This window comes from uncultured Flavobacterium sp., from assembly GCF_963975515.1.
GTDB lineage: Bacteria > Bacteroidota > Bacteroidia > Flavobacteriales > Flavobacteriaceae > Flavobacterium.
Genome location: NZ_CAXBGY010000009.1, coordinates 61,554 through 80,645 on the forward strand (window position 1 = coordinate 61,554; position 19,092 = coordinate 80,645).

The window sequence follows — 19,092 nt, forward strand, 5'->3', positions numbered from 1 at the left end:
TTACCATCAATTAATTACATATTCTGAACACTGAACACTGAACACTGAAATCTGTTTTACTGAACACTGATTACTCTAATCGAATTCTTAACTTCCTCAGCAATCTTTCTAGCTTCAACCATATCTTCGTTTACAATTGTAACGTGACCCATTTTTCTAAAAGGTCTTGTTTGTCTTTTTCCGTAAATATGAGGCGTTACACCATCAATTGCCATTATTTTTTCTATGTTTTCATACACAACTTGACCTTCAAAACCTTCTTCTCCAACCAAATTTACCATAATTCCAGCAACTTTACTTGCTGTATTTCCTAAAGGAAGATTTAAAATAGCTCTTAAATGATTTTCAAATTGTGAAGTGTAACTTGCTTCTATTGAGTAATGTCCAGAATTATGTGGTCTTGGTGCGACTTCGTTTACTAAAATTTCATCATTTTCCGTTTGAAACATTTCAACCGCTAATAAACCAACGTGATTAAAGTTTTCAGAAACCTTCAAGGCAACATCAATTGCTTTTTGAGCAACTTTTTCATCAATTCTAGCAGGACAAATTACATATTCAACCTGATTAGCTTCAGGATGAAATTCCATTTCCACAACAGGATAAGTTTTCACTTCACCTGAAAAGGAACGAACAACAATCACGGCTAATTCATTTTTAAACGGAATCATGTCTTCAGCAATACATTCCACATCTGGAAGATTGATTAAATCTATAGCAGAGCGACAAACTTTTACACCATTTCCATCATAACCAAATTGAGCACATTTCCATACAAAAGGAAACTCTAATTCGTCTTTTTCTAAAGATTGTTTTAAATCATTTAAACCTACAAAACGCAAATGTTTTGAAGTAGGAATGTTTTTTTCGACATAAAAATCTTTCTGTTTTCCTTTGTTTTGAATCAAACGCAAGGTTTTTGGAGACGGAAAAACTGCTAAACCTTCTTCTTCCAGTTTATCTAAAGCGTCAAGGTTTACGTTTTCAATTTCGATAGTCAATAAATTAACCATTTTTCCAAATTGATAAACCGTATCAAAATCCATTAAACTTCCTTTGTAGAAAGCATTGCAGCCAAATTGCGATGGTGCTTCTTCGCTTGGATCAAGCACTAAAGTTTGGATGTCAAATTTTCTGGTGTCAGCCAAAAGCATCTTGCCTAATTGACCACCACCTAGGATTCCTAATTTAAAATCAGAAGAGAAATAATTCATTTGTAGTTGTGTTTGAGCAAAGATATAAATTCCATTTTCTAAATGCTAAAAAATCAAATTCAGAAATGACAAAAACTTAAATTTTCTTCAAAATATTACGCGCACAAGATTGATAAGCTGCAGAATGTTCAAATGCATCTTGTGTTATAATAGGCTTTAACTCTTCGTAAATCCAATTATATTTTTTTCCAAAAACGAATAAAGCTTTCATGGAATAAACCTTTGCGGCTACTTTTTCATTTTGAATTAAACGATCTACTAAATTTTCAATAATAGTGTGTTCTTGGTCTTTTGACAATTCAATTCCGTTTTTCCTGTGATTGCTTTTTGCTAAAAACATGCAGATTTTTGTTGCTGGTCGAACTGCTGAATCATCTTTTAATTTAGATAAAACTTCACAAAATTCATCTATGTATGGAATTAGTAGTTTTAATTTTTTATTACAAACAAGTTCTAACGACCAAAAGGCTTTAACGTGATTTTTATGCGAAATATCAAATGCAATATTGATTAATTCAGCTAAATTATCATCGCTTTTCATAGCAAAATTACTCACTGTAATTCTACTTTTTTTGTGAGCGGTACTTTGGTCAATTTTGTTAAACATTTCTGTAATCATGCTGTAAATATATCAAATTTGTAAAAAAGTTGAAATACTTTATTCGTAATCCTTTCATGTTTAGTAAATTTGTTGTTTATTTTTAATTACAAACAACAAAACCGATTTATATCGGAACAACTACACAATGATACAATTACACGATAAACATTTTACACCTTTTATTTCATCAGACGAAATAGATTTTGCAATTCAAAATATGGCAAAACAAATGGATGATGATTTTTTTGACGAAGTTCCTGTTTTTATTGGAGTTTTGAATGGTTCTTTTAAAGTTATTTCAGATTTAATGAAATATTATAGAGGAATGTGCGAAGTAAGTTTTGTAAAACTAGCTTCTTATGAAGGAACAGAAACAACAAATGAAGTAAAACAATTAATCGGTTTAAACGAAGATTTAGAAGGAAAAACGGTTGTAATTGTTGAAGATATAGTTGATACTGGAAACACAATTGAAGAATTAAAAAGAATTTTAAAAGATAAAAAAGTAAAGCATTTAAAAATCGCAACCTTATTTTTTAAACCTGAAGCTTATAAAAAAGACATTAAATTAGATTATATCGGAATTAGAATTCCGAATAAATTCATCGTAGGATTTGGTTTAGATTATGATGGATTAGGAAGAAATTTACCAGACGTATATCAATTAGCCATAGAAAACACACAAACAGAAATGATTAATATAGTTTTATTCGGAAAACCTGGAGCAGGAAAAGGAACTCAAGCCGATTTTTTAAAAGAAAAATATAGTTTAGTACATCTTTCAACCGGAGATATTTTTAGATATAATATCAAGAATGATACAGAATTAGGAAAGTTAGCTAAAACTTTTATGGATAAAGGTGACTTAGTTCCTGATGAAGTTACAATCAAAATGTTGCAAAGTGAAGTTGAAAAAAATCCAGAAGCAAAAGGATTTTTATTTGATGGATTTCCAAGAACCATTGCTCAAGCAGAAGCATTAGATACTTTTTTAAGTTCAAAAAATCAAAAAATTACGGCAACAGTTGCTTTGGAAGCGGATGATAATATTTTAGTACAACGTTTGTTAGAAAGAGGAAAAACTTCAGGAAGACCAGACGATCAAGATGAGGAAAAAATCAGAAATCGTTATGATGAGTACAATCAAAAAACGGCTCCATTAATGGATTATTATAAGGCACAATATAAATTTAAATCTGTTGATGGAATTGGAAGTATTGCTGAAGTAACAGAAAGATTGAGTAAGGTTATAGACACTTTGTAATTTTTTTTAGATATTTGTAATTATTAAAGAGCTATTCATTTAAATAGCTCTTTTTTTATAACCTTTTACTTATGGAAATTCTTATTATATTATTTTTAATTTTATTAAATGGCGTTTTTTCAATGTCTGAAATTGCTTTAATTTCTGCTAGAAAAAATCGTTTAGAAACAGCTGCCAAAAAAGGAAATATAAAAGCAAAAGCTGCTTTAGAATTAGCTAATTCTCCCAACAAATTTTTATCAACCGTTCAAATCGGAATTACTTTAATCGGAATTCTAACAGGTATTTTTTCTGGAGATAAAATCACTACAGATGTTAAAAATTTTGTTATTTCGTTTGAAGTACTACAACCTTATGCAGATTCAATTGCTGTTGCTATAGTTGTAATAATTTTAACTTTTTTTTCCTTAGTTTTAGGCGAATTGTTGCCCAAACGAATTGGTTTGAATCATCCAGAAGGAATTGCAAAAGCTTTAGCTATTCCTATGAAATATATGTCAAAAATAACGATGCCATTTATTTGGTTGTTGACGATTTCAACGGAATTTTTATTAAAAATATTACAAATAAAACCTTCAGCTGACGGAAAAGTTACGGAAGAAGAAATCAAAGCCATAATAAAAGAAGGAACAGAAGGTGGTGAAGTTCAGGAAATCGAACAAGATATTGTTGAACGTGTTTTTCATATAGGAGATAGAAAAGTTAATTCTCTTATGACTCATAGAAATGCAGTAGTTTATTTGTCATATGAAGATACAGTTGAAGAAATAAAAGCAAAAGTTCTTGAAGATTTGCATTCTTTTTACCCTGTTTGTAAGAATAATTTAGATAATGTTATCGGAATAGTTTCCCTAAAAGAATTGTTTTCAAGTTTTGAAAGTGAGTCATTTGATTTAAAAAAAATCACCAATGAAGCCATTTATTTTATTGAATATACGTTAGCTTACAAGGCTTTAGAGCATTTTAAGACTTCAAAAATTCATTATGCATTGGTTACTGATGAACATGGAGTTTTTCAAGGAATGATTACTTTAAATGATATTTTAGAGGCCTTAGTTGGTGATGCTTCTGATTTTTATCAAGAAGATTTTAAATTAACGGAAAGAGAAGATGGTTCTTGGTTAGTAGATGGACATTATTCACTACATGACTTTCTAACCTATTTTGAAATGGATGATTATTTATCTGACTATGAAGTTACAACGGTTAGCGGTTTAATTATTACTGAATTAGGTGCAATTCCGAAACAAGGACAGAAGTTAATTTGGAATAAATTAGAATTTGAAGTCATTGATATGGATGGAGTAAAAATTGATAAAATTTTAGTCAATAATATCAAAGAAGAATAAAACTTCAGTTTAAGTAATAAATCATACCTTTGCAAAAATAAATAACAAGTTGAAAGAATTAAAAACCTTCAACTTACAACTTAGAATAATACAATGACAGAAGGAAATTTCGTCGACTACGTAAAAATATATGTTTCTTCAGGAAAAGGAGGAAAGGGTTCTTCGCATTTACATAGAGAAAAATTTATTGAAAAAGGTGGCCCAGATGGTGGTGATGGTGGTCGTGGTGGACATGTTTATGTAAGAGGAAATAAAAATCTTTGGACCTTATTTAGTCTAAAATTTTTGCGTCACGTAAAAGCAGGTCATGGTGGTGATGGAGGAAGTTCAAGAAGTTCTGGTTCTGATGGTGGTGATAAATATATTGAAGTTCCATTAGGTACGATTGTAAAAGACAAAGAAACAGGTGATGTTTTATTTGAAATTACAGAACACGATGAAACAAAAATATTGGCAAAAGGAGGAAAAGGTGGTTTAGGAAACTGGAATTTTAGAAATTCAGTGAATCAAACGCCAAGATATGCTCAGCCAGGAATGCCAACCGAAGAAGTTGATATCATTTTAGAATTAAAAGTTTTAGCTGATGTAGGTTTAGTAGGATTTCCAAATGCTGGAAAATCGACTTTATTATCAGTATTAACCTCTGCAAAACCAAAAATCGCAGATTATCCATTCACAACTTTAAAACCTAATTTAGGAATCGTTGCTTATAAAGAATTTCAATCCTTTGTAATAGCAGATATTCCTGGAATTATTGAAGGTGCAGCTGAAGGAAAAGGTTTAGGGCATTATTTCTTGAGACATATTGAACGAAATTCGACTTTGTTATTTTTAGTTCCAGCTGATGCTGATGATATTAAAAAAGAATACGAAATTTTATTAGATGAATTAAGAAGATACAATCCTGAAATGTTAGATAAAGACAGATTAGTTGTAATTTCAAAATCAGATATGCTTGATGAAGAGTTAAAAACTGAATTAAAAGCTCAATTAGATAAAGAATTTAAAGGAACTCCTTATATGTTTATTTCTTCAATCACTAACGTTGGTTTAGGTGAGTTGAAAGATAAATTATGGAAAATGTTAAATGTTGAGATAGAGTAAGACTCAAATTAACAATAAGAACAAAAAAGGCTTTCTATATTTAGAAAGCCTTTTTTTGTAACTCAAATTAATCAACTTTAATTGTTGTATTTGTTGAATGTGCTGAAAATTCAGGGGCATACATACTTTGTAAAGTTGCGATTCCATCATTAAAATTTCCTGAGTTGTTTATTCTAACATCATATTCTAAAACATAAGTTCCTTTGTTGATATTGTCAAAAAAGAAATGTGTTGCTACATCTTTTGTGCTTTTATAATAAGATAAATTGTCTCTTCTTTCATAACTAGAAATCACATCAATAGGTTCAAAACATGAAGCTCTTAAATCTTTTAAATGCACAAATTCTAAATCATTTTCGGTTTTTAAAACTAAACGAATAGTAATTAAATCTCCAGTTTTTAAAGTCTCTTTATTCAGATCTATTAGTTCATTTCCTTTTGTTGTTTTAACTTTCTTATAAAGTGTTTTAGTAATGTATAACGTTTTAGTGCTATCTGTTTTGATGTTTTCTAAATTCTCAAAATATTGCCAATAAACACCACCATAACCAGGAACTTTAGATTTATTATCAACTTTAATTGTTCCCATTTCTTTGGTAATTTCATCTGCTTTCCAATTCAGTTTTATATAACCAGTTTCGGCTTCTTTATCTTTTTCAGATAGTTTTTTAGTAAATATTTTTTCATTTCCAATGGTAAACTTTGTGTTGTCTTTTAAAGAAGTCCAATCACTTCCTTGAAGTAATAATGCATAAACAGCTTCTGTTGTTGATTTAGTTGTAGACCATTTATTGACTTGCTTATTTTTTAACAACCAAACTTTTAATTCATCAACAATTTTATCGTCATTTTCAATTTCAGAAAAAGCTTCAATAAGCATAGCTTGCGTTTCTATAGAAGATTGATACCAATAGTAACCGTTGGTATTTTCTATCCAATACATTCCATTGTCTTCATTTCTGGCAGCAGTTTCTTTTAAGCTTGTTAATATTTTTTTCGCGAAAGCTTTATCTCCAAATCTATTCATTGTTAAAGCTAATAATGCTTTAGAATATAAACTATAAGTCAGCCAATCTTTTTTAAATTCTATTTTTTGAATGTTGATTATGGAATCTATTTTTTCAGAAACAGGTTGCTTTTCAACATAAAAACTTCTAGCATATAAATAATGTAAATTAGAATAAGTATAATAATTGATTCTCTGATTTTTCAACGAACTATTACTGATATACTTTTGATCTAGATAAGGAATTGCTTTTTCTGAAACACTCTTGTAAATTGAATCCTTTTCAGGAAAAAGTTTGCCTAAATGACCCAAGCCTTTTACAATATGTTGCGTAATGTAAAGATTATCTTCTCCACCATCAAACCAAGAAAAAGCACCAGAAGGATTCTGTTTTTCTTTCAACTTTTTCAAAGTAGATTCCATCGATTCTTTCATGGTGCTTAAATCCATTAAAAGCGCAAGTCTATTGTTTTTTGATTCTTCATTTTGTGCATCTAATAACCAAGGAGTTTCAGCTAAAACAATTGATTTTAACTCGTCATTCATGTTTAATTTTGTAGTCGAATTTCCTTCTTTTTTCCAAGTTTCAAATAGAGAAGCCACTTTTGGGTTACTGTCAATAATTTGAGTAGCAATATAATTTGCATAATATTTAGAAAAAGTTTGTTCAGCACATTCATGTTCATATTCCATTAAATAAGGAAGCGATTGCAAGGCCAACCAAGTTGGATTTGATGTATATTCTAAAGTAAACAAATGATTTTTTAATGTTTTAGACGAATTGTTTTTAAGATTAAGAAATTCATACTCTTTTTTAGTTTCACCTTTCACCCAAATTGGAATACTTTCTGTCAACAAAATTTTATTAGAAAGAACAGGCAAAATATTTTCTTCACCATCAGAAAAATTACCAGATTTTGCTACGATTTTATATTGCAAACCCTGTAATCCTTCTGGGATTTTAATAATCCACTCTACTGGAACGCTTTCTTTTGCTTTGCATGAAAAGTTTTTAATGTTTTCTTTATTTGAACAAATTTCATCAATAACAGTGTTGGTTGTTGCATCATATAATTGTAACATGGCAATTCCGATTTTAATTTCTGAAGTCATGTTTACGACTTTTGCACTGATTTTAATTTCATCTTTTTCACGCACAAATCTTGGCATGTTGGTTTGGATCATGACATCTTTTTGAGAAATAATATCCGTTTGAAAATAACCTGTTTCAGCTTTTTTGTTATGAGCATAAAGTCTAAAATTCCATCTTGTTAAAGATTCTGGTGTAGTGAAAGTGAATGAAACTTTACCATCTTTATCTGTTTTTAAATTGGGATAAAAGAAAGCCGTCTCCTTAAAATTGGTTCTCGTTTTTACATTCGAAAGTCCTTCAAAACCTTTTTTAGTAGTAACTACAATTACGCCATTTGCACCTTTGTCACCATACAAAGCTGCTCCTTCGGCACTTTTTATAACTCTCATTTCTAAGATTAAATTTGAATTTAATGTTTGTAAATGGTTAGCTGTGCTTATGGTTCCATCAATTATTATTAAAGCTTCATTATTACCTGAGACAGATCGATTTCCTCTTAAAACAATTGATGTAGTCTTTCCATCTGAAGTTGTATTTATCTGTAAACCAGAAACTTTTCCTGCTAAGGCTTGAACAGCATTTTCATTTGCAGCTTGATTAATTTCTTCATGTTTTATTATTTGGTAGGATGAAGTTACTGCATCTACCTTTCTAGAAACACCAATAATGCCAGTTAACACTATTTCATCACCCACAAAGCCTTCTTGTAGAATAACATCATATTGTCTTTTACTACCAATTATAAATGTGTTTTTCTTTTTTCCTGCAAAAGAAACTTCTAAAACTTCACCTGCTTTTGCTTCTATTTCAAAATTACCATCAAAATCTGTCGTTATTCCTCTTATCGTACCTTTTACAACAACTGTTGCACCAGCTAAAGCTCCTAATTCATCAGATACATTACCTGTAATTATTTTTGCGTTTTTAGGTATATTGGTTTTTCCTTTTATTGATTTAAGGTATTTTTTATTTAGATATACATTATAAACTGTATTGAAATCAAAACCAAATGTGTTTATTTCTGTGCTAAATTTGTTTTCATGATCAGGATATTTTAAAGCGAAATTGAAATTTCTGAAATAAATATTTTCTTTGTCTGCATTATAAAATCTTGGAAAAGCTGGATAATTAGATTGATTATAATGAAAAATATCTTCCCAGTTCTTTTCTACAAATTGATCTAATGAACTATCATACATACTAGCCAAAACTTCAGCTTCTAGTTTCGAATTTAAAATTTTAAAAGACCAATTTTGTACGCTGCCTGGTTCTATTTTGTTTTTCAAGCTTTGAATCTCAATGTTAATTCTTGGATTAATTATCTCTTTTTTAATTGAAAAAAATGTGCTCATATACTCATTTTCCCAAAAAGAAGAGAAATGGAAACTCACATCGTTATTGTATTCTTTCTTTTTATTTATTTTAAATACTCCTTTGCCATTAATTAATTGAATAGTTTGCTCTTCAACTAGTAGTTGGTCATCATAAAATCGAGAAGTAATATATAAATCTTGGATTATTGAACGAATTTCTATCTCAAAAAAATCAGAATCTTCTTTAGTTTTGTCTACATAAGAAAATAGCTGTTCGTTCAAAAAAGGAGATTTAGATGATTTTAATTTAAAATATTTATGGTTTTTAATTAAATTTCCATTATCGTCTTCTGATGAAATTAATAAATAATAATCACCAAGCTTTTCTTTAGTTAAAAAATCAAGATTTGTATCATTAGTTAACTTTGTGTCAAAATCAATTGTTTTAATTAATATTTGTTTGCTTTCAGTATCAGTTTTGTCATAAGGTTCAAACGGAAAAAGTTTATTAAATTCTTCTCTTTTTATAGTTTGTATTTCGGGAAATGAAAATTTTCGGTTTTTTAAAAAAGAATTCTTTTCGATAAAATATATTTCAATTTTACCTTTAGCAGTAATAGGATGATTATTTAAAGTAGTAGTTTCAATTTTTAAGTTGTTTTTTTCTTCTATTTCTAATTCTTCTGAAATATATGAAGTTAATGAAAGCGTTTCAAGGCCTACTTTTAGGAATGTTTCAGCTTCTCTAGTTTCGCCATTTATGTCAGTTATTGTCACATTTATAGTATAATCTAATCTAAATATTTCATCTAAGTTTAAGACACTATCATTCGCAATAAATTCTACTATAAAATCCCCATTTTCATTGGTTTGAATTTCTTGACTTTTAAAAGTATTATCTCTAGAATAGCCATTATTTTTTTTATAAACTTGATTGGAAATTTCATAGACTACTTTTGCATTTGTAAGACTATTGCCTGCTAGAGATTTTGCATTACCTTTTATTTTAATTGTATCACCAACATTATAATTTTCTGTAATTTTTGAAAAATTGATTTCAAATGTTGGTCTTTTGTATTCTTCAACATGAAATCTAAATTCAGTATAATTTCTGTACGAAACATTATCCCAAAATGCATGTTCATCGTTTTCTGCATCATAATATTCTGAATCAATTTCATAATCTTCTGGTTCATCAATTGTTATGTAGAATTCTCCTGTCGTACTATTTTTTGGTATTTCAAATTCACCAAAGATTGATCCAAATTCGTTGGTTTGAATATCATATTCTTTCAAAACAGTATCGTTAGCGTCATTAATAAGCACACGAATACTTACAAAGGGAACGACACTTTTTTTATTTTTTTTATTCTGAATTAAAATTGCTTTAAAGAAAACTTTTTGACCAGGTCTGTATATGGCACGATCGAAGTAAACCATTGCTTTTGCTTCGAAATTTCTGTCATTATATTCGTCTTCATTTGTACCGATGTATCCTTTGTTATAGCTTTCTAGGATAGTGTCATTTTCTTTAATAAAGTAGATTTCTGCACGATCGTAGTTGTTTTTAGAGTTATACGCTCTTTTTTTTATAATTGCTTTGCCGTTTTTATCTGAAATAACTGATTCTTCATTATTACGTACAATGACATTCTCTAATGGTTTTCCTGTTTTATTATCATAAAAATAAAATAAATCATTCGCTGCATCTTTATCTTTAAGAACGCCTATATTAGAAACTACAATTTTTGAAAAAGCATATGCAATGTTTTTACTGTCTGAGTTGTTATTTGACTCAATAAACAGTAAATAATTTCCTGTTTCTAATTTTTCTAATAAAATTTCGGTAGAATATTCAAAGTAGTCATTTTTGTTTAAAATTTTTCGTGTAAAGCGCTTAAAAGCTTTGTTTTTTGCAATATAATCAACGTACAATGAATCTCTTTTACGGTAATCGTAGCTGTTTATTTTATTTTCAACTTCAATAGGAAACTTATAGTAATTGATAGTAATTGAATCAATATTCCTATACCTTAAGTAAGCTCTAGTATTTTCGTTAGAATATATTTTATTTTTAATTTCAATGCTTAGTGATTTACCAATTATTAAGTTTTTTAATTTTTCAGCATTTGAAAGAGTAATGAGATTTGCTTTAGCATTTAGTATTGTGTCTATTAATGCTAAAGTATTATGATGTAAAATTTCTTTTGAACTTTTATGAGTTTGAGAATAATAAAAATTAGCTCTCGCTAAACGTAAATCTTGTTTTAAATATTCGTTTTGGGTTCTGTCTTCTAGTTGTTTAATATTGTCAAAATATAAAACGCTTTTTTTAAGACGATAAAGAAATTTTATTCTTTCAATATAATAGATGTCCCTTACATTATCGTTCTTGTTAATACGATAATATTGTTCTTGTGAAACGTAAAGTTCTATTACTTTTTTTACTTCAGGATGTTCAATTTTGTTCAAGTCATAATAACTTGATAGATTGTAATCATATAATCCTGTATCATTGAATTTATTTGTATCTAATTGATTTTTGTAATCCCATTGGCTTACTTTTTTTAAAATATGGTCAGAATATTTTTCTAATAAAAATGCGTAAACACTAATTTCTTTATTATTTGAATAGGGAGACGTTTCAAAAATTTCTTTAAGGTCATCTATGTAAATGTTCATTAAAACTTTTCTGTTTTCTAAAGAATTTTCGAAAGCAAAATTAATTTCTTCATCAAAATCTTCACTCGTCCATGTTAAAAAGTTAGTACTTAAATTGTTTTCAAGATTTGTTCGTTTACCTATAAGATATCTTTTGTTATTGTAATAATCCGTTAGAATTTTAGCATAGATATAATTAAGAATGGCTTTGTTTTCTTTTGAAGCCTCTTTAATTTCTTTTCTAAGATTTGAAATTATTGTTGATTGAGCATCTTCATCAAAAACTTGTTCAAATTTTGACAAATAGAAAAAACATTTAACAATCGTTACATCATCTTTTTTTCGTTTTGCCTTTTTATAAATAGATTCAACTTCTTTTTGAGCAGATTCTATTTTTCCATCTAATTCATATTGATAGACTTTTTTCCAATTTGAATCAAAATTTTGACTGAATCCAAAATTTAAACTTAAAAATAAAATTACGAGGTATATTTTTTTAAACATAAGTGTGTTTTATACTATAGAGATGAAAAATACAAAAAAGGTTGGAAATAAGGATAAATATTTTTTTTATAAATAATAACCAAAATCATTTCACTATTTTTGAGCATAATTTAAAGCAATGAAAATTAAACTATTATTTTTTTTATTATTTTCTACAGTTATGATCGCTCAATCAAGTTTTGATAGAGCAGAAAAATTGTATTCAGAAAATAAACTTTCTGATGCAAAAAAACTATTTGAAGACTATTTAAATGCAAATCCAAGTCATTCAAAATCCATTGAATATTTAGGAGATATTGCTGGAAAAGAAAAAAAATGGGATGAAGCTATTTCAAATTATAAAAAATTAAAAGACAAATTTCCATCTACTGCAAATTTTCATTACAAATATGGTGGTGCAATGGGTATGAAAGCTAAAAGTGTCAATAAATTCAAAGCATTAGGAATGATTGATGATATTGAAAATGCTTTTCTTACAGCAGCAAAATTAGACGAAAAACACATTGATACACGTTGGGCATTAGTAATGTTATATATCGAATTACCCGGAATTGTTGGAGGAAGCGAGACAAAAGCTCAAAAATATGCAACCCAATTAATGAACTTATCTAAAGTTGACGGTTATTTATCAAAAGGATATATTGATGTGTATTTTGAACGTTACTCAAAAGCTGAAGCCAATTATAAAAAAGCACACGAAATAGGAAATTCAAATACAACCTATGAAAAATTATATGATTTGTATTTGAATAAAATGAAGAATAAAACGAAAGCAAGTCAATTAAAAAACGAATTTGAAAAATAGGTTAAAAGTTTATGAGGTTATGAGTTTAAAAGGTTTTGCGACCAAGCTCATAACCTATTAACCTTCTAACCCTTTAACCTAAAAGAATGAGAACACATTTCATAGCCATTGGTGGAGCAGCCATGCACAATTTAGCTCTAGCCTTACACAATAAAGGATATCAAGTTACAGGTAGCGATGATGCTATTTTTGAACCATCTAAGTCAAGATTAGATAAAAAAGGATTATTACCTCAAGAAATGGGTTGGTTTCCAGAAAAAATCACTTCAGATATTGAAGCTATAATTTTAGGAATGCATGCAAAAGAAGAAAATCCAGAATTGTTGAAAGCACAAGAATTAGGGTTGAAAATTTATTCTTATCCTGAATTTTTATACGAACAATCTAAAAATAAAACACGAGTTGTAATTGGTGGTTCACACGGAAAAACTACAATCACTTCTATGATTTTGCACGTGATGCATTTCCATAATATCGAAGTAGATTATATGGTTGGAGCACAATTAGAAGGATTTGACACAATGGTTCATTTAACACACGAAAATGATTTTATCGTTTTAGAAGGTGATGAATATTTATCTTCACCAATTGATAGACGTCCAAAATTTCATTTATATCAACCAAATATTGCTTTGATTTCAGGAATTGCTTGGGATCATATTAATGTGTTTCCAACGTTTGAAAATTATGTTGAACAGTTTGAAATCTTTGTAAATCAAATTACAAAAGGTGGAATTCTAATTTATAATGAAGAAGACGAAGCTGTGAAAAAAGTGGCGGAAGATTCACAAAACACTATTAGAAGACTAGCATACCAAACTCCAAGCTATACTGTTGAAGACGGAACAACTTTGTTAGAAACACCAGAAGGTCCAATGCCAATTGAAGTTTTTGGAGCACATAACTTAAATAATTTAGCTGGTGCAAAATGGATTTGCCAAAACATGGGAGTTGATGAAGCTGATTTTTATGAAGCCATTGCAACATTCAAAGGTGCAAGCAAACGTTTAGAAAAAATCGCAGAAGGTAAAGGTAAAGTAGCTTATAAAGATTTTGCACATTCACCAAGTAAAGTTTCTGCCACTACAAAAGCTGTAAAAAACCAATATCCAAATAGAAAATTAATGGCTTGTTTAGAATTGCATACTTACAGTAGTTTGAATGCAGAATTTTTAAAAGAATATCAAGGAGCATTAGATTCTGCTGATGTTGCTGTAGTTTTCTATTCACCAGATGCTGTAAAAATCAAACAATTAGAAGAAGTGACTTACGACCAAATAGCTCAATCATTTCAAAGAGAAGATTTAATTATTTATACGAATCCAAAAGAGTTTAAAGAGTTTTTATTTGCTCAAAATTTTGATAATTCTGCTTTACTATTGATGAGTTCAGGAAATTATGGTGGTTTGGACTTTGAGGAAGTGAAAGGGTTGATGATTTAATTTGGAAATTTGAAGATTTGGAAATCATTTTCAAATCTTCAAATTGTTTAATTTTCAAATTTATAATGTCCAACAATCTTATAACTAAACAAACAATCTTGTAAAACTTGTCCACCACCAACATTGTGAACAATTAGATTTCGTTTTTCTCCCGAAGCGTCGGGATTAGATTTTAAATGAGTTACAATTCCTATATGAGGTAATTTTCCGTTAATCATCCAAGTTACTAATTCACCCGTTTTGTAATCAGAAGCATTTTGGCTAACCTTTAATTTTTCTCCTTTTCTTTCAAAAAAGACTTCTAAATTTGGAACTCTTCTGTGATCAATATTTGTGTCAGTTTTAGTTAAGCCCCAAGTTTTTGGATATTTTGAAAAATTAGATATCATGTCTTCATGAACTTCTTTTTGTAAATCAATATTCAATTTTCTGTAAGCACGAATTATAACATCTGTACAAACACCTGTTTTTGCAGGAACATCACCATTTGGATATTTAATCGAAACATAACTTGGTGTATAAACTACTTTGTCATCAATTATAGAAATAGCAGCATTTGATAATTTTTCTGCAAAAGATTTCGGATTTTTAATATTAATATCTTGAACAATTTCCTTTTGATTTAAAGAAATCACTTCAGTTAGTTTAGTCTCTTCTTTGCAAGAAAAAATAGAAAATAGTATTGATATTAATAGAAATAATTGCTTCATCATTTATTTTAATTTGTGAAAATTTGTGAAATCTGTGTGATAATCAAAAAATTCTAACGTTTTTATTTTGAAGTTATTATAAAATTATTTTCATTTGTACTTTAATATAAGCCAAATAAAAATATGTACACACCAATCAACCAATGGGCTGAAGACGATCGTCCACGTGAAAAATTTCTACTTAAAGGAAAATCTTCCTTATCTGACTCCGAATTACTTGCTATTTTAATTGGTTCTGGTTCTCGAAACGAGAGTGCCGTTCAATTATGTCAACGTATTTTAGCATCAACAAACAACAATCTTAATCAGTTAGGAAAAATTTCGGTAAACAAACTCACAAGTTTTAAAGGAATTGGTGAAGCAAAAGCCATTTCAATCGCAGCAGCTTTAGAATTAGGAAGACGAAGAAGAGCAGAAGAATCTGTTGAATTAAAGAAAATCACATCTAGTAAAATGGTTTTCGAAATCATGCAACCCATTATTGGTGAATTGCCTCACGAAGAATTTTGGGTTTTGTATTTGAATAATTCCAATAAAGTAATTCATAAATCACAACTCTCAAAAGGTGGTTTAACAGGAACAGTTGTAGACGTTCGTTTGATTTTTAAAACTGCTTTTGAAAACAATGCAATCTCAATTATTCTAACTCACAATCATCCTTCAGGAAAATTATTGCCTAGTGATGCTGATATTCAAATTACCAAAAAAATTAAAGAAGCTTCAAGACATCTTGAAATAAACGTTTTAGACCATATTATCATCACAGAAAATGGTTATTATAGTTTTAATGATGAAGGTATTTTTTAGAAAAGTTTAAGAAATTAATACGTTTCAAATTCATATCTTGCCACTTGTAAAATTAGAATTCAAAATTCAGAAATTAGAATTTAAAAAGTATGATAAGTACTAAAGACATTACATTTCAATATCCAAAAGGAGAATTATTTCACATGCCAGCATTATTTTGCACAGCAGGAAATACAATTCTTATTACAGGGAATTCAGGAAGAGGAAAAACAACGTATTTGCATTTGTTGGCAGGTTTATTACGTCCAAAATCAGGCACAATAGAAATTGATAAAACAGATATAGTTACATTATCCGAAAGAAAAAACGATTCTTTTAGAGGAAAAAATATCGGAATTGTTTTTCAAAAACCACATTTCATTGCTTCTTTAACAATTTTAGAGAATTTAGAAATGACAAGTTGGTTAGCAACAGGAAAGAAAAATTCGGCTACAGCCAAAAAACTATTAGGTCAATTAGGATTAACAGATCATGCATCGAAATTGCCTTCACAATTAAGTGTTGGACAACAACAACGTGTTTCAATTGCTAGAGCTTTAATCAACGAACCAAAAGTACTTTTAGCTGATGAACCAACATCTAGTTTAGATGATAAAAACACTGAAACTGTAATAGAATTGTTAACTTCTTTATCAAAAGAATACAAAGCAGCTTTAATTATAGTAACGCATGATAACAGAATTAAAGAGAAGTTTCACAACCAAATAACAATGATATGATAGCAAAATTAGCTTGGAGAAACATTTGGTTTAAACCTTTGAACACTATTTTGAGTGTCATTTTATTGATGTCAAGTGTCGCGATAATTACGGTTTTAATTTTACTAGAAAAACAATTTGAAGAAAAATTCAACAGTAATATTGATGGAGTAGATTTAGTAATGGGAGCACAAGGAAGTCCTTTGCAATTAATACTTTCGTCAGTTTATCAAGTTGATGCACCAACAGGAAATATTAGTTATGATTCTACAAAAGTTTGGATGAAAAGTCCTTTTGTTGAAAAAGCAATTCCCCTAGCGTTTGGAGATAATTATAGAGGTTTCAAAATTCTTGGAACAACGCATGATTATTTAGAAAAATATGGTGCAATTCTTTCAGAAGGAAAGTTGTTTGAACATAATTTTGAAGTTGTAATAGGAAATGATATTGCTCAAAAATTAAACATTAGAGTAGGAGATAAGTTCTTTGGTTCACATGGTGATGCAGCAGAAGGAGAAGTTCACGAAAATGAAGCGTACACTGTTGTTGGAATTACTGAAAAAACCGGAAAAGTTGTAGATAATTTGATTTTATGCAACATTCCAAGTGTTTGGCAAATGCACGGAAGTCACGAAGAACATAATCATGATGAGGAAGTTTCTACAAATCCTGCTCACGGAGAAGAAGGCCACATACATAGTGATGATGAGCACGAACATGTTTCAGAAAGTCCAGCACATGGAGAAGAAGGACATATTCACGATGATCATGAAAACGATTTAACTATAGATGAACCAGGAATGGAAATTACAGCTATTTTATTGAAGTTCAGAAATAAAATGGGAATTGTAACTTGGCCAAGAATCATTGCACAAAATACAAAAATGCAAGTAGCTTCACCAGCAATTGAAGTCAATCGTTTATTCAAATTATTCGGAATCGGAATTGATGCATTACGTTATCTAGCTTACGGAATCATGTTGATTTCTGGAATTTCAATATTCATTGCTTTATTCAATACTTTAAAAGAAAGAAAGTTTGAATTTGCCTTATTAAGAGTAAGTGGAGCAGGAAGATTTAAGCTTTTAATGTTAGTAATGATAGAAAGCTTATTATTATGTGTTGTGGGATTTCTTTTTGGAACGATTCTTGGAAGAATTGCCTTGATGGTGCTTTCCAATTCAGCAGAAGATGATTTTAAAATGAGTTTCAATCCTTATGAATTTATTTGGGATAAAGAAGGAATTCTATTTTTACTAACTATCTTTGTAGGAATCATTGCAGCGTTAATTCCGGCTATAAAAGCCTATAATTTAAATATATCAAAAACATTAGCAAATGGGTAATTTTACCAAAATAGTAGCAGCATTTTTTATTGCATTTTTCTTATTTAGTTTTTCAAATTCTGAAAAAACTTCATTAAAAATTAAATCTAAATCATCTTCAAATGCATTTTTTGCAGAAGATACTTTGACTTGGAAATTATTAGGAGAAATTAAATACAGTAAAAAAACAGTTAAAGATTACGGAGAAGTTGAATTTCCTGTTGTAAATCCTAAATTAAAAGCATTAGGAAAAAAGACTGTTGTAATAAGTGGTTTTATTATACCAATTGATTCAAAGAGTTTTGCAATTAGTAAAAACGTTTTTGCAGCTTGTTTTTTCTGTGGAAAATCTGGGCCAGAAACTTTAGCAGGAATTAAGTTTAGAGGAAGTTTGCCAAAACTAAATACAGATCAATACGTAACTTTAAAAGGAACTTTTAGATACAACGAAACAGATATTGAAGATTGGATTTATCATATCGAAGATGCTGTAATTGTAAAAAAATAAGATGTTCAAACATAAAAAACATTTGTTCTTTGATTTAGATCATACGCTTTGGGATTTTGATAAGAATTCAGGTTTTGCATTTGATGCCATATTTAAAAATCAAGGATTTGATATTTCTTTACAAGAGTTTCTAAATATTTATATTCCAAGAAATCAATATTATTGGAAGTTGTATCAAGTCAATCAAATTTCACATCAAGACTTACGTTATTACAGATTAAAAGATGTTTTTGATGCTTTACATTTTGAAGTTTCTGATGAAATCATACATCAATTATCGGATGATTATATTAAATATTTACCTGAATACAACCATCTTTTTGACGGTGCAATTGAGTTGTTAGATTATTTGAAGCCAAATTATCAATTACATATTATTACCAACGGTTTTAGTGAAGTTCAAGATAAGAAGTTGCATAATTCAAACATCGGACATTATTTTGAGACCATAACAAATTCAGAATTAGCAGGACAAAAGAAGCCAAATCCTATTATCTTTGATTATGCTCTAGCTATTGCAAAAGCATCAAAAGAAGAAAGTATTATGATTGGTGATAGTTTTGAAGCCGATATTTTAGGAGCTTTAGATTTTGGAATAGACGCAATCTTTTTCAACGAAAATAAAACAGAAATAAAACACGATGTTTACCAAGTAAATCATCTTTTAGAATTAAAAAACATATTATAA

General features: G+C 29.0%; 14 protein-coding genes. 10 read left to right on the forward strand and 4 right to left on the reverse strand.

The window, feature by feature from the left end; translation table 11 throughout:
* Nucleotides 1-56: 56 nt before the first annotated feature.
* Both AAC008_RS10855 and AAC008_RS10860 read right to left on the reverse strand, forming a co-directional pair.
* Nucleotides 57-1,214 carry a 5-(carboxyamino)imidazole ribonucleotide synthase gene (locus AAC008_RS10855; protein ID WP_339889321.1) on the reverse strand — a complete coding sequence of 386 codons (1,158 nt, stop codon included), beginning with the start codon at nt 1,212-1,214 and terminating at the stop codon, nt 57-59.
* Between the two features lie 76 nt (nt 1,215-1,290).
* The gene (locus AAC008_RS10860) at nt 1,291-1,821 is read right to left on the reverse strand and encodes a hypothetical protein (protein ID WP_339889322.1); all 531 of its coding nucleotides are present in this window, start codon (nt 1,819-1,821) and stop codon (nt 1,291-1,293) included.
* Between the two features lie 139 nt (nt 1,822-1,960).
* On the opposite strand from AAC008_RS10860, the gene AAC008_RS10865 reads away from it, so the two are divergent.
* The 3 genes from AAC008_RS10865 (at nt 1,961) to obgE (ending at nt 5,532) form a co-directional block, all read left to right on the forward strand.
* Nucleotides 1,961-3,079 (forward strand): adenylate kinase, encoded by a 1,119-nt coding sequence (locus tag AAC008_RS10865; protein ID WP_339889323.1) that lies wholly within the window; start codon nt 1,961-1,963, stop codon nt 3,077-3,079.
* Nucleotides 3,080-3,150: 71 nt separating this feature from the next.
* The gene (locus AAC008_RS10870; RefSeq protein WP_339889324.1) at nt 3,151-4,428 is read left to right on the forward strand and encodes a hemolysin family protein; all 1,278 of its coding nucleotides are present in this window, start codon (nt 3,151-3,153) and stop codon (nt 4,426-4,428) included.
* A 93-nt stretch (nt 4,429-4,521) separates the two neighbouring features.
* A complete protein-coding gene (gene obgE / locus AAC008_RS10875; protein WP_339889325.1) occupies nt 4,522-5,532 on the forward strand; it encodes a GTPase ObgE in 1,011 nt (336 codons plus the stop codon).
* 67 nt (nt 5,533-5,599) lie between these two features.
* On the opposite strand, the gene AAC008_RS10880 is transcribed toward obgE, so the two are convergent.
* A complete protein-coding gene (locus AAC008_RS10880; RefSeq protein ID WP_339889326.1) occupies nt 5,600-12,109 on the reverse strand; it encodes an alpha-2-macroglobulin family protein in 6,510 nt (2,169 codons plus the stop codon).
* 118 nt (nt 12,110-12,227) lie between these two features.
* Between AAC008_RS10880 and AAC008_RS10885 the strand changes: the two genes are divergently transcribed.
* Together AAC008_RS10885 and AAC008_RS10890 are read left to right on the forward strand one after the other, a co-directional pair.
* Nucleotides 12,228-12,914, forward strand: a complete 687-nt coding sequence (locus tag AAC008_RS10885; protein ID WP_339889327.1) for a hypothetical protein — start codon at nt 12,228-12,230, stop codon at nt 12,912-12,914.
* Nucleotides 12,915-13,000: 86 nt separating this feature from the next.
* The gene (locus tag AAC008_RS10890) at nt 13,001-14,356 is read left to right on the forward strand and encodes a Mur ligase family protein (RefSeq protein ID WP_339889328.1); all 1,356 of its coding nucleotides are present in this window, start codon (nt 13,001-13,003) and stop codon (nt 14,354-14,356) included.
* Nucleotides 14,357-14,403: 47 nt separating this feature from the next.
* Here the strand turns inward: AAC008_RS10890 and AAC008_RS10895 are convergent, their stop codons facing one another.
* Nucleotides 14,404-15,066 (reverse strand): DUF1287 domain-containing protein, encoded by a 663-nt coding sequence (locus tag AAC008_RS10895; protein ID WP_339889392.1) that lies wholly within the window; start codon nt 15,064-15,066, stop codon nt 14,404-14,406.
* 123 nt (nt 15,067-15,189) lie between these two features.
* Here AAC008_RS10895 and radC point away from each other — a divergent pair, with 123 nt between their 5' ends.
* The 5 genes from radC to AAC008_RS10920 all read left to right on the forward strand — a co-directional run bounded on the left by radC (nt 15,190) and on the right by AAC008_RS10920 (nt 19,092).
* Nucleotides 15,190-15,873 (forward strand): DNA repair protein RadC, encoded by a 684-nt coding sequence (gene radC / locus AAC008_RS10900; protein ID WP_339889329.1) that lies wholly within the window; start codon nt 15,190-15,192, stop codon nt 15,871-15,873.
* 89 nt (nt 15,874-15,962) lie between these two features.
* Nucleotides 15,963-16,592 (forward strand): ABC transporter ATP-binding protein, encoded by a 630-nt coding sequence (locus AAC008_RS10905; RefSeq protein ID WP_339889330.1) that lies wholly within the window; start codon nt 15,963-15,965, stop codon nt 16,590-16,592.
* Complete coding sequence (locus AAC008_RS10910) at nt 16,589-17,917, forward strand: FtsX-like permease family protein (RefSeq protein WP_339889331.1); 1,329 nt, start codon at nt 16,589-16,591, stop codon at nt 17,915-17,917. Before AAC008_RS10905 ends, AAC008_RS10910 begins: the two co-directional genes overlap by 4 nt.
* Nucleotides 17,910-18,404 (forward strand): hypothetical protein, encoded by a 495-nt coding sequence (locus tag AAC008_RS10915; RefSeq protein WP_339889332.1) that lies wholly within the window; start codon nt 17,910-17,912, stop codon nt 18,402-18,404. The genes AAC008_RS10910 and AAC008_RS10915 overlap by 8 nt, the downstream gene beginning before the upstream one ends.
* 1 nt (nt 18,405) lies before the next feature.
* Nucleotides 18,406-19,092, forward strand: a complete 687-nt coding sequence (locus tag AAC008_RS10920) for a YjjG family noncanonical pyrimidine nucleotidase (protein ID WP_339889333.1) — start codon at nt 18,406-18,408, stop codon at nt 19,090-19,092.